Here is a 12,782-nt window from a genome sequence, read left to right on the forward strand (position 1 = left end):
CATCTCTGCGATGCCGCTCAGCTCTGTTTCGAAGCCGTCCATTCGGCGTGCAGCGCGATCGCGCGGGCGGGCGAAGTGACCCACCAGGCATAGCCGTTGCGCCGCCCCGCCGAGATTGTGTTGACGTCGTCATGGATCGTGCGATCCCGGTCGCCGAAGATCGGCTTGCCGGAGACGGGATCGTAGTTGCGCGACCAGAGCGGGCCGCCGCCCGCCTGCGGGATCAGCTTGCGGCCCTCCGGCGTTCCGGTCCAGGCATAGCCGGTGACCGCCACCGACCGGAGCCACGCCACGCCGGCATCGACCGCGGCGCGGACCTCGGCCGTCTGGCTGCGCTGCCGCATCAGGAACATCAATATGTCGGCGGTCTCGGCACTGGCGATCGAGCGCGGTTCGTAGTTGCGCGCCGAGATCGGTGCGAGCGTCAGCGGATCGACCTGTTGCGGCCAGCCGGTGCGCCGCCCGTCCTGGCGGACCTGCGCGGCGAGGATCGTCCTGAGCGCCGCCGCGACCGCCGTGGCGCTCTGGCGCCGCAGCTGCGCGGGCACGAAGCGCCACGCGGGATCGTGCGCGACCTCGTCGAGCAGACTCGAGACGTTGGACATCGCGTCGTCGTTGAAGGTGATCCCGTCATGATAGCCGCCGTCGAGCGGCCAGATCTGCGGCCAGCCGCCATTGGGATATTGCGCGGCGAGCAGGTAGCGCACGCCCTTGATCGCGCCCTTGCGATAGCCGTCGCCCGCCTTGCTCGGGAGCGCCTGCGACAAGCGGGCGAGGAAGCGGATCTCGCTCGTCGTCGCGCCATTGTCGATCGTGCCGACATAGGCCCAGCCGCGATCGTGCGATTTGTCGAAATTCGCCGCGTCCTGCGTCGCCGCCCCGGCCTCGCTCGAGAAGCGCTGGCCGGGGAGCCGTGCGGGGCCGGCGCGGTTCTGGTTCTTGCTCCAGCCGCCGGCGGGGGTCTGGAAGCTCAGGACGGTATCGCCGATGTGCCGCGCCGCGGCGCTCGCATACCAATCGTCGGGCTTGTCCATCGGCATGCTGGCCGGACCGGCGCCGAACGAGGCGGGCGGCGCGGGCTCGGGCTGGCCGGGCGGGAGCTCGGCGGCGAGCGCGGCGCGATCGGCCTCGCGCCGGGTTTCCGAGCGTTGCAGATAGGCCCGCCACGCCGCCTGCTGCGCTTCGGGCAGCGTCGCGATGCGCGCCGCGTCGAGCGGTGGCGCCGGCTGGTTCATTCCAATCACTTCGGCTGCCACCGGCAGAGCGCTGAGGCTCGTGCAGACGATGAGCAGCGATGCAAAGCGCCCCTTCCCCATAGAATCCTCTCCAGTGATCCGTTGTTTTCCGGCGCGCGTTATGACACCGGTTTCTTATTCGCTCGCGGCTTCGGGAGGCCTCCTGTACTTCCCACAATGCGAGATTGCATTCTACATAGCACTATGCTCTCATTTGTGAAAGACATATTCACACATGAAAATAAATCGAGCCGTGTGCTCGAGCGGGAGCGCAGGGAGAGAGCGATGGGCACGCCGCAGGGGCTGAGGCCAAGCAAATGGAATCGCACGGCTTTCATGCTGGCGCCGCTTGCCGGGCTGCTGTTGACGCCCTGCGATGCCGGCGCCCAATTGGCCGCGACAGGGGGTGTTCACCCCAATCGCGCGGGCCAGATCGCCGGCACGCTGCGCTATCGCCCCGACCGCGAGGGCGGGTTCGTCATCGAGAACGGCACCGAGCGGTTCAATCGCCCGCTCTACGGCGGGAACACGGCTTTCCGGGTCGACGGCGGCGACGCGCCCGAATTCGTGCTGTACCTGCCCGGCCGCGGCGGCAATCTCCGTCTCGCCGTCGAGCAGCGCGGCCACGCGCCATGGTGGCTGCACGAGGCGCGCAGCATCGTCACGCGCTATTTGCCGGGCGAGCTTCGCTACGAGATCCGCGACCCCCGCCTGGGCGAGGGCGTGCTGCGGATCACGGTGCTGGCCTATCGCGATATCGAGGGAATGGTGCTGCAGGCCGAGACGACGCACGACGCCGGGGGCACGCGGCTGCGCTGGGCCTATGGCGGGGTCAACGGCCAGCGCGGCAAGCGCGACGGCGATATCGGCACCGAGGCGGTGCCGATCAGCCAATGGTTCGCGCTCAAGCCCGAATTCGCCGAAGGCAACCGCGTCACCCCCGACGCGAGCGGGTTCACGCTCGCGGCCAGGCCCGCGACGATCGGCGGCACGCTGTCGCACGGCACGATCGGCCCGGTCGCCAGCGCCGAGGACTGGGACAGCGCCGCGCGGCTCTTCGCCGGCGCGACCGCCGCCGCCGCTCGTCCGGTCGTCACCGGCACGCTCGACCTGGGCGCGACGCCGTCGTGGCTGTCGCTGCAGGTGCTTGGCCGCGACGCCGGCCGCCCGCGCGATCTGGCCGATTATCGCGAGGTCTCCAAAAGGCCGCAGCCCGCCGCCGCCGATCCCGCCCCGCTTCCCCGCCTCGCGCCCGCGCAGCTGGCGCACCGTTTCGCCGAGACCCGCGCCGCCTTCGCGGCATTGCGCGGGCAAGTCCGCATCGACACGCCCGATCCGTATCTCAACGCCGCGATGGCCGCGCTCAACATCGCCGCGGACGCGGTGTGGGATGGCCCGCAGCAATCGATCATGCACGGTGCGATCGCATGGCGCACGCGGCTGCTCGGCTGGCGCGGCCCCTATGCGCTCGATGCGCTGGGCTGGCACGATCGCGCGCGCGCCAATATCCGCGGCTGGCTCGCCAACCAGAATGTCGAGCCGATCCCGGTGGCGCTGCCGCCGCCCGACGAAGACAGCAATCTCGCGCGCAGCGAGGCGGCGCTCCATTCCAACGGCGATCTGTCGCGATCGCATTACGACATGAACTCGGTCTTCATCGACGCGCTGCTGCGCCATCTCGCCTGGACCGGCGACATGGCGCTCGCGCGCGAGGCGTGGCCGGTGATCGAGCGGCACCTGGCGTGGCAGCGCCGGCTGTTCCGCCGGCCGATCGGCCCCGAGGGCCTGCCGCTCTACGAGGCCTATGCCCAGATCTGGGCGAGCGACGATATCGGCTATGGCGGCGGCGGGGTTGCCTATGCTTCCGCCTATAATCTCTTCGCCAATCGCGAGGCCGCACGGCTCGCGCAGCTGCTGGGCAAGGACGGCAGCGCCTATGCCGCCGAGGCCGACGCGATCGGCCGTGCGATGCGCGCCGCGCTGTGGCTGCCCGATCGCGGCCATTTCGCCGAGTATCGCGACACGCTGGGCGAACGACAGGTCCACCCCTCGGCCGGCCTGTGGAGCTTCTACCATGTCGTCGATTCGCGCGTGCCCGACGCCGGCGAGGCGTGGCGCATGGCGGCGGCGGTGCTGCGCGACATGCCGCGCCTGCCGGTGACCGGGCCCGGCGTCCCCGGCGACCGTCCCCATGCGATGTTCTCGACGACCGACTGGATGCCGTATAGCTGGTCGGTCAACAATGTCGTGATGGGCGAGAATGCCCATGCCGCGCTGGGGCTGTGGCAGGCAGGCTGGTCCGAATCGGCCTTCACCCTCGCCCGAAGCGCGATCCTCGCCAGCATGTTCATGGGGATCACGCCGGGCAATGTCGGCACGCTCAACTATCTCGACGTCTATCGCCGCGAATCGCAGCGCGATTTCGCCGATGGCGCCGGGGTGCTCTCGCGCGCGCTGGTCGAGGGGCTGTTCGGCCTGCGCCCCGACGCGCTCGCGCGGACCCTGCGCATCGAGCCCGGCCTGCCGCGCGACTGGGATCATGCCGCGATCGCGCATCCCTCCGCCGATTTCGCCTATCGGCGCAGCGGCGATGTCGAGCGCTACACCGTCGGCGATCCCCGACACCGCTTTGACCGGATCCTGTTGCGTCTCCCCGCACGCCGCGAGACGCTCCTCTCCGCTACCGCGGACGGTAAGCCGGCGGCATGGACGGTCGATGCTTCCGCCATCGGCCACCCGGCCTTGCTGATCGCGCTGCCCGCTTCCGCGCAGACCGAGCTGGTCCTGCGCTGGTCCGGCGCGGCGATCGACGGCGTCGAGCGCGACGGCACGCTGGTGCCCGCGCATGCCGGCGCGTTCAGCTGGCGGCAGCCTTCCGGGCCCGGCACGCGAGTGACGGAGGCCCCTCTCCCGTCGCAGCGGCCGCCCACCGGCGCGCAGGATCCGGTCGATATGCGCGACGCGTTCAACGACCGACTGACGGCGATCTTCGCCAAGGGCAAATATCGCGGCCCACGGTCTGCCGGCGCCTCGCTCGCGCTGCCCGCGCAGGGGATCGGCGGCTGGGCCGGGCATGTGAACGCCAGCGCGACCATCGACGACAGCGGCCTGCGCGCCCGCGCGGCCGGCGGCGAGTTCGCGCTTCCGGATGGCGGCCGCTTCCGGCTGCCCCCCGCGACCGATGCCGCGAATGCCGCCTTCGTCTCGCAGTGGAGCAACTATCCGCGCGACGTCACGGTCAAGCTGACGGGCAAGGCGCGTTATCTGCGCCTGTTGATGGCCGGCTCGACCAATCCGATGCAGAGCCGGATCGACAATGGCGAGGTGGTCGTCACTTATCGGGATGGCGGCACCGCACGTTTGCCGCTGCGCAATCCGACGAGCTGGTGGCCGATCGAGCAGGATTATCTGATCGACGACTATCAGTTCCGCGCGCCGGGCGAGCGGCCGCTCCGCGTCGATCTCAGGACCGGCGCCGTCCGCGTGCCGACGGGTGACGGCAAGATGATCGACGGCGGCGCGGCAACCGTGCTGGGGCTGCCGCTCGATCCGGCGCGTCCGCTGGCGTCGGTGACGATCCGCGCGCTCGCGCAGGAGGTCGTGATCGGTACGCTGGGGATGACGCTCGTGCGCTGACGCTCAGGCCGACACGGCCTCGCCGTTGACCACGACATTCTCGAAGCGGAGCCCGCGCACCTCGGCTGCCACCAGCCTGTCCTTGCCCAGCCGGACGTCGACATCGCGGAACAGCACGTCGCTGATCCGGGTTTGGCCGGGATTGGGCTGGATCGTGCCGAACGCCCCGAAACACCCCTTGATGCCGATGAAGCGGAGGCCGGCGACGGTAGATTGCGGCGGCGCCGCGCCGCCGAGATTGGTATATTGGCTCCACGGCTGCACCGCGACGATGCTCCCGCCATCGCTGTCGAGCGTGATGTTGCGGAAGGTGATGTCCTCGTAGCGTTGCGGCGTGTCCGGCCGGAGCTTGAGCCGGGCGAGGATCATGTCGCCGGTCACCCGGCAATTCTCCATCAGCACGTCGCGCACGATCGTCGCCTCGCTGCCGCAGGCGAAGGCGTGGTGGCCGCGGCGGAAATGGCAGTTGCGCACCCGGATATTCTCGACCGGCGGGCTATCCCTGTCGTCGAGCGCGCCCGGCCCCTTGGTGCCCTTGGCGGCGATGCAGTCGTCGGTGACCGAGAAGGTGCAGCCGTCGATCACCACCTTGCGGCAGCTGTCGAGATCGATCCCGTCGCTGCTCGGCGCCTGCTTGTAATCGTCCGGCACCTCGAACCGGGCGCCGCGGACGAGCACGTCCTCGCATTTGTAGAGGTGGAGGTTCCAGAACTGCGAATCCCTGAACGTCACGCCCTCGATCACGACGCCCTTCGATTGCTCGATCAGCGCCAGCCGCGCGCGCGGCACGCCGAGATTGGGGAATTCATGCGGATTGGGCGCGGCATTGCGCAGCTTCCAGAATAGATCCCAGATCGGCCGTCCCGCGCCATCGAGCGTGCCCTCGCCGCTGATCCGCAGGCCGTCACAGCCTTTCGCGTTGATCAGCGCGGGCGTGAACCGCTCCTCGAAATGCCCCTCGATCCGGGTGCGCTGCGGCGGGAAGTGCGCCATGTCGGTGGTGCAGCGGATCACCGCGCCGGCATCGAGATGCAGGTTCACCCGCGGCTTGAGGAACAGCGCGCCGCTCAGGAAGATTCCGCGCGGGACGATCACCGTCCCGCCGCCGCGCGCGGCGAGATGGTCGATCGCGTCCTGGATCGCGCGGGTGTCGATCGTGACACCGTCTCCCTTGGCACCGAACCTGCGGATCGAGACCCGTTCCGCCGCCCGCGCACACGTCGCCCAGAGCGGCATCGCGAGCAGCGACAGGGTGAGCAAGCGGCGGGTGTGCTGGACGGTCATCGACGCGCCTCGAATGCCGGCTTCTGTTCGGCCACCTGCCGCTCCCACGCCGCGCGCGTGGCGAAGTCGCCGCCGCGGCTCCATGCCGAGCCCATATAGTAAGTGAAGGGCTGGCCCGGCGCGACCCGGAGCAGCATCAGGTAATTCTCGGCATCCTCGGCGAAGCCCAGCACCATCGCCGGATCGGCGAGGATCGCGAAGCCCAGTGCGCCATGTTCGGCATCCTCTGCCTCCCAGAAGGTCATCCGGCCCTTTTCGCGATCGCGGGTGACGAAGCCCTTGCCCGCGGGGCCGGTCTTCCTGGCGATGCCGATCGCCACGGTCAGCGGCTCCTTCGTGTCCGACGACAAGGTCGAGCGCATCCGCGTGAAGTTCGACCCCAGCGGCAGCGCGAACTCGCGCGTCTCCCAGACCTTGCGCACGACATCGACCGGCCACGGCTTGTAGTCGACGGTGAAGCGCGCGGACTCGCCGCCGGTCTCGAGGATCTTGTAGGTCGCGAAGTTACGGCTGGTCCACAGCTTGTTGTCGTACCAGATGCCGAGCCCGCCACCGCCGCGGCTACGCCCGACATCATAGAAGTCGAGCCCCTCGCCGCGATCGACATGATAGTTCGGGAATTTGAGCTGGCGGTCCATGAACGGCCAGCGCACGCGCTTCGCCCAGACATCGATGCCCGACCCCGACGGTGCCTCCTTCGCCTCGAGCGCGGGCCCGTAGATGCGATGCGCGACGCGATCATTCTCCCACAGCAGATCGTCGAGGCGATCGGGGGCGAAGCGCGCCACCGCGCGCGGCTTGCGCTGTTCGGCCGTCGGCGGAGTGAGCGTCGCGATCTCGGCGGGGCGCTCGAGCGCCGCCGGATCATAGGACAGCGCCCGCACCGCCTTCATCTCGGCCTCGCGCCGCGCGATCTCCTCGGCGCCGACCACGGTTCTCGGCGGCGGCGGCACCGGCGTCGTAGCGACGATCATCTCGGCAGCGTCGCGCGCCGGCTCGCTCTCCGGTAGCGGCTGCGCCTTGCCGTCCAGATCGGCAATCTCGAGCGCGGCAAGGACATAGGCGCCGCTGGCATAGGGTCCGGTCTCGTCGGCCTTGGTATGGACCGGCTGGTCGCCGGTCTTCTGTGCGGCGCCGAGCAGCCCGCCCGGCAGCACCTGCCGGTTGAGCGCCGCCCAACCCTTGCGGACCTGCGGCAGATAGGTCGCGCGATCGAGCAGCCCGTGATTGATCCCCCAGGCGAGGCCATAGACGAGGAACGCCGACCCCGAAGTCTCGGGCTCGGGATAGGTCTCGGGGGCGAGCAGGCTGGCCGACCATAACCCGTCGGGGCGCTGCAGCTCGGCGATCCGCCCGGCGAGGGTTTTGAACCGCTCGACATAGAAGTCGCGATTGGCGAAATCGGCCGGCACGCTCTCCAGCCACCGCGCGAGCCCGGCGAGCACCCAGCTATTGCCGCGCGACCAATAGATCGGCTTGCCGTTCGCCTCGGTCCGCTCCTTGAAGCGCTCGTCGCGCAGGAACAGCCGGTCCCCGGGCACCCAGAGCCGCGCGGCGGTGCGCTGCCACTCGCGATCGGCAGCGATCAGATATTTGGGATCGCCGGTGATCGCCGACATGCGGGCGAGCACCGGCGGCGCCATGAACAACGCGTCGCACCACCACCAGATCAGCGGCCCATCGTTGCCCGGCCGGCTGAGGTGCGGCACCTGCCAGTCGAGCCGCTGGCGCAGCGGCAGCAGCGTGCCCTCCTGCCCGCGCCGCGCATAGAGTTCCTCATAGAGATCGCCGATCGCAATATCGTCGGCATTGAGCATCGTCACGCCCGAGCGCGCGCCGCGCACGGCATAGTTATAATGCTCGGCGACGTTGGTGAGGAAGCGCAGCGTCCGGGGATTGTCCGACACCCGCGCCAACCGCGCCGCGCCGACATAGAAGGCCGCCGATACCCAATTGGACGATAGGTGATCGAGCGCGCCGCCGGTGGTCAGCGGGATCGGGTGGCTCACCATCGACGCGATCTGCGCCGAGGCGACATATTCGGCCGCGGCCAGCGCCTCCCGCCGCGAGGGCAGCTTGGCGGGATCGGTGTTCAATATCGGCCGCGGCGCCGGAGCCAGCCAGATCGGCTCGATCCCCGCCACGGCTCCCTGCCCGCCCTGGGCGATCGCCGAGGCAGGAATGCCGAGCCCCGCGCCCGCAAGGAGCAGCGACAGGAGCATCGAGGAACGACGATACGGAAGCATGCTCAAGATCACTCTCCTCTTCGCCCCGGACTCACGGGACGATCCGACATCCGTCCAGGGCGTCACACTCACGAAATGGGGGATCCGGGACGGGCCCGGATCCCCGCATCTGTCGACCGGGTCGACAGGAGATCAGAAGTTCGCGCGGAACCCAAAGAGGATCTCGCGGCCGAAGTGGCGATAGTTGGACACGCGGTCGGTGATGTCCACGTAGCGGTCGTTATACGCATCGGTCAGGTTCACGCCCTGGATCGACAGGGTGATGTTCTTGGTGAGGTTGTACGAGATCGAAGCGTCGATGTTCAGCGTGCCGTTCACGCCTTCCTCGGTGTTGCCGTTGCCGCCGGGGAAGGAAAGCAGGTACTTGCCGCGATAGGCACCCGACACGCGGGCGCTGAGCTTCTTCGTCTCGTAATAGAGCGTCGCGTTATAGGCATGCTCCGACTGCCCGGTCAGCTTGTTGTGGCCAGCGGCGCCATAATCGACGTCCGAAGTCACATAGGTGTAGTTGCCGATGAACCCGAGGTGCCGCAGCGCGCCCGGCAGGAAGCTGAACGGCTGCTGGTACTGGATCTCGATGCCCTTCAGCGAGCCGCCCAGGCCATTGATCTTGCGACTGACGTCGAAGTCCATGTCCGGGCTGGACGGCGTGCCGGCCAGCAGACTGTCGGGCAGACCCAGGCTGCTCCACGGCACCGTCTCGGTTACCGAGGATGTGAAGGACTTGATGTCCTTGTAGAAGGCGGCGACCGCGATCAGCGATTCCTTCGCGAAATACCATTCGACCGACACGTCATAGTTGGTCGCCCGGAAGGGATCGAGCAGCGGGTTGCCATAGGTGACCTTCTGGGTCGGCGTGGACAGCGATCCGCCGGGGGTCAGATCGCCCAGCGACGGGCGCGACATCACCTTCGCCGCGCCCAGACGCACGGTCACAGCGTCCGTCGGCTCGAGCGCGAGGTTGAACGAAGGCAACCAGTCCGCATAGTCGTTCTTCACCTTCACATTGGTGTTGGCGTTGCCGATGGCGAGATAGCCGGTCGAATCGACCGAGGTGCGCGCGTAGCGCAGGCCGATGTTGCCGCGCGCCGTCATCCCCGCGATCGTCGCGTGAAAATCGGCCTGGACGAAGCCGCCGGCGTCGCGCTCGTTCACGCGGCGCGTGCCGTTATAGGCGGGCACCAGCGGGTCGTCGTACATGCTCAGGAAACCGGCGATCTTGCCGATGTCCGGCACGAGGTAGGACATGTCGGTGCCGGCGGGGATGTTCATGCTGCCGTCGAGGCTGACGACCTTGCCCAGATTGGTGACGTCGGTCGCGAGATCCGCGCCGCTCAGCTTGGTCACCGCCGCCTGGAAGCCGAAGGTGTCGAAGCGGTAGGTGTGATATTCGCCGCCGCCCTTGATCGTCAGCCCGTCGGTCAGGTCATATTCGAGCGCGCCGCTCATATTGGCGAGGCGGAAATTCGTCCCGCTGCGGCTCTTGCTCCATTCGGTGAGCGCGAAGTTGCGGCCGTCGGTGACGTCGAAGCCGTAGGAGATCATCGGCAGGCGATCGTTCCCGCGGAAGTCGAACATGTAGCCGTCGCGATCGTTCGCATCGAACTTGTACGCCACCGAGAGCGGGGTCCGCGCACGCGTCTCGGATTCGCCCACCTTCAGCCGGCCGCGGAAGCGATCGGTGAAACTGTGGCGCATGTTGAACGACACCTGATGAAAGGTGCTCTCGTCCCGCGTGAAGCCGTTCTCCGAGCGCACGTCGACATTGTCGAACACGCCATAGGAAAGGATGTTCTTGGCGGGGTCGACCTCATATTCGTTGACGACGGTGTCGCGCACGCCGCCGGCAGCCCGGCTGAAGCCGATCGCCTCGATGTTCGGGCTCTCCGCCTGCTGGTTGAAACGCGCATAGAGCACGTCGAGCGTCACGTCGGTCCGGTCGTCCGGGCGCCACTGGACCGAGCCGGTCAGGCCGAGACGATCGATATCGACTTCGCCGAAGGTGTAGCGCGGGATGCGCGGATAGGCGGCCGACAGCAATTCGCTGCGTTGCGCATCGGTGGTGCAGCTCAGGCAACCGGCGAAATTGTTGCCCGCCCCATAGGGCTGGGACGGGTCGCCGGCCTGCCAGCGCGTGGTGTTGAAGCTCTCGCTGATCGGGTTGCGCTTGCTGTAGGCGGCGGAGAGCAGCACGCCGAACGTGTTGTCGGCATTGGCCCAGCTCGCCAGCCCGGCGAGGCGCGGCTGCACGTTCCTGGCGAGATCGTTGTACGATCCCTGCGCCGACACGGCGAAGTGGAAGCCCGAGCCGAAATCGAGGCCGCGGCCGGTCTGAAGATCGACGGTCGCCCCCAGCGAGCCCTCTTCGAGCTCCGCCGACTGCGTCTTGTTGACCTTGATGCTGTTGAACAGCTCGGACGCGAACATCGAGAAGTCGAAGCCGCGATTGGTGTTGCCGCCATAGGCGGCCTGGGTTTCCATGCCGTTGATGCGGACCTGGGTAAACTGCGAGCCGAGGCCGCGGACGCTGATCGTGCGCCCTTCGCCGTTCTCGCGGTCGATCGTCACACCCGGAAGGCGCTGGATCGATTCCGCGAGGTTGAGGTCCGGGAATTTGGCCATGTCCTCGGCGAGGATGGCGTCGACCTGGCCCGCGGCGCTGCGCTTGATGTTGAGCGCCTGGCTGAGGCTCGAGCGGAATCCGGTGACGACCACTTCCTGCTCCGCCGCGGCATCCTGCGCAGGGGCATCGTCGGCCGGCTCCGCGGTGACGGGTGCGGCGGGCTCTGCCGTCTGCGCCTCGGCCACGGTCCCCACGAACAGCGCCAGCAGCGAGGCCCCTGCCGAAAGCAGGACACGGCTGTGCAACGAACTCGTCATCTCACTCTCCCAACGCGACGCTTACTTCGAACGCCTACTGATACCGGTGTCACTAAACCGGTTTCATTTCCCAAATGTTGCAATGTGCTATCATATGATGCGAATTCGATGGCGCACCGCGCTATGCGGCACCGATGCTGCGCCCCACCTCAACGGCATAGACGTGGTTCTTGCCATGCATGTTGGAGACGAAGAACACGCGCTTCCCGTCGGGGCTGAAGCTGACATTGGGCTCGAGCCGATAGTCGTGCGCCGACATGTCGACGATCCGCTCGCGGCGCATGATCTGCGTGTGGATCAGCTCGTCGCGATCGCTCTCCGGATCGGCATCGGGCACGGCTTCGGGGCGCAGCAGCACCAGCCATTTGCCGTCGCTCGCATGCGCGACCATCTCGGCATCGCCACCGTCCCCGGCGAAAAGCCGGCCGTCGGGCGAGGTGTTGAAATGCACCGACCAGTCGTCACGCTCGACCCGGCGATAGACCCTGCGGCCGCTGGCGAGATCGACCGAGGCGACCCAGAACACCTGTCCGCGCGGCGTCTGCAGATCGTAGAACACCTGCTTGCCGTCGGGCCCGAACCATTCATGCCCGAAAATCTCGAAGTTCATCGTGCGCTGGTGGAGCTTGCGCAGCCCCGAGCCATCGGCGCGGATCGCCCACATCCGGTCGACGCGGTGCCACGGCCCTTCGTGCGAGAAGATGATCTGCTGCGGATCGGTCGGCGAGAATTGGGTGTGACCGATCCACTCGTTGGTCTTGTGGAGCACGCGCCGCGCGCCGCTGCGCGTGTCGACGACGAAGATCTCCATCGGATAGCGCGCGGCCCAGCGCTGGAGCATGCGCACGCCCTTGGCGCGGGCAAAGTTGAGCGGCTTTCCGTCGGGGCCGTTCGCGGCATATTCGGCCTGATCGAAGCGGCGGTTCCGCGGATCGGCGACGTCGGGCTGGAGCGGCTGCGAACCATAGGCGACGAAGCCCAGCAGCAGCGTGTCATCGGCATTGAGCGCATTGAACTGGCCGTTGGGGATCCGGCAGATCCGGCGCTCGCGGCCGCTGTCTACATCGACGGCGAACACGGTGCGCGGCCGGTCCATCGGCTGCGCCTCGCCGGGATCGCTGATCGAATAGAAGATCTCGCGCGAGCGGCGCGCGGCGAACATCAGATCGGCCTTGGGGTTCTTCACCAGCAGCCGCGGACGCAGGGTCTTGCCGTCGACCAGCGCGATCCCTTCCGGCGTCGAGATCGCCATCAGATCGCCCTGCGGGGTCCACGCGTTCTTGTAGAAATACAGCTTGCCGCCGCCCGCGTCGGGGCTGACGCGGGTCACGCGGCGCCCGGTCTTGCGATCGATCCATTCGCGCGGCGCCGGTCCGCCCTGCGGAGTCGCGGTCTGCGCGGCAGCGCTCGCGAGCGCCGGGCCCGCGACGGCGCCGCTCATCAGTCCCTTGAGGACGGTGCGCCGGGTTCCGGCCGTCATGCATGCTTCTCCATCTTCGGA

At 68.1% G+C, this 12,782-nt stretch carries 6 protein-coding genes; 1 reads left to right on the forward strand and 5 read right to left on the reverse strand.

Annotated elements, in window-relative coordinates; translation table 11 throughout:
- Positions 1-17: 17 nt before the first annotated feature.
- A complete protein-coding gene (gene pelA / locus E5A74_RS09775) occupies positions 18-1,316 on the reverse strand; it encodes a pectate lyase (RefSeq protein WP_135984268.1) in 1,299 nt (432 codons plus the stop codon).
- Positions 1,317-1,520: 204 nt separating this feature from the next.
- On the opposite strand from pelA, the gene E5A74_RS09780 reads away from it, so the two are divergent.
- Positions 1,521-4,871 carry a DUF4450 domain-containing protein gene (locus E5A74_RS09780; RefSeq protein WP_135984270.1) on the forward strand — a complete coding sequence of 1,117 codons (3,351 nt, stop codon included), beginning with the start codon at positions 1,521-1,523 and terminating at the stop codon, positions 4,869-4,871.
- Between the two features lie 3 nt (positions 4,872-4,874).
- Here E5A74_RS09780 and E5A74_RS09785 read toward each other — a convergent pair whose 3' ends face one another.
- The 4 genes from E5A74_RS09785 to E5A74_RS09800 all read right to left on the reverse strand — a co-directional run bounded on the left by E5A74_RS09785 (position 4,875) and on the right by E5A74_RS09800 (position 12,761).
- A complete protein-coding gene (locus E5A74_RS09785) occupies positions 4,875-6,155 on the reverse strand; it encodes a glycoside hydrolase family 28 protein (protein WP_166745720.1) in 1,281 nt (426 codons plus the stop codon).
- Positions 6,152-8,401 carry a glycoside hydrolase family 88 protein gene (locus E5A74_RS09790; RefSeq protein WP_135984392.1) on the reverse strand — a complete coding sequence of 750 codons (2,250 nt, stop codon included), beginning with the start codon at positions 8,399-8,401 and terminating at the stop codon, positions 6,152-6,154. Before E5A74_RS09790 ends, E5A74_RS09785 begins: the two co-directional genes overlap by 4 nt.
- A gap of 132 nt (positions 8,402-8,533) precedes the next feature.
- Positions 8,534-11,281, reverse strand: a complete 2,748-nt coding sequence (locus E5A74_RS09795) for a TonB-dependent receptor (protein WP_135984274.1) — start codon at positions 11,279-11,281, stop codon at positions 8,534-8,536.
- 121 nt (positions 11,282-11,402) lie between these two features.
- On the reverse strand, positions 11,403-12,761 hold the full coding sequence (locus tag E5A74_RS09800; RefSeq protein ID WP_135984276.1) for an oligogalacturonate lyase family protein: 1,359 nt from the start codon (positions 12,759-12,761) through the stop codon (positions 11,403-11,405).
- Between the last annotated feature and the right edge of the window lie 21 nt (positions 12,762-12,782).

Source organism: Sphingomonas naasensis, assembly GCF_004792695.1.
In the GTDB taxonomy this organism is placed as follows: Bacteria; Pseudomonadota; Alphaproteobacteria; order Sphingomonadales; family Sphingomonadaceae; genus Sphingomonas; species Sphingomonas naasensis.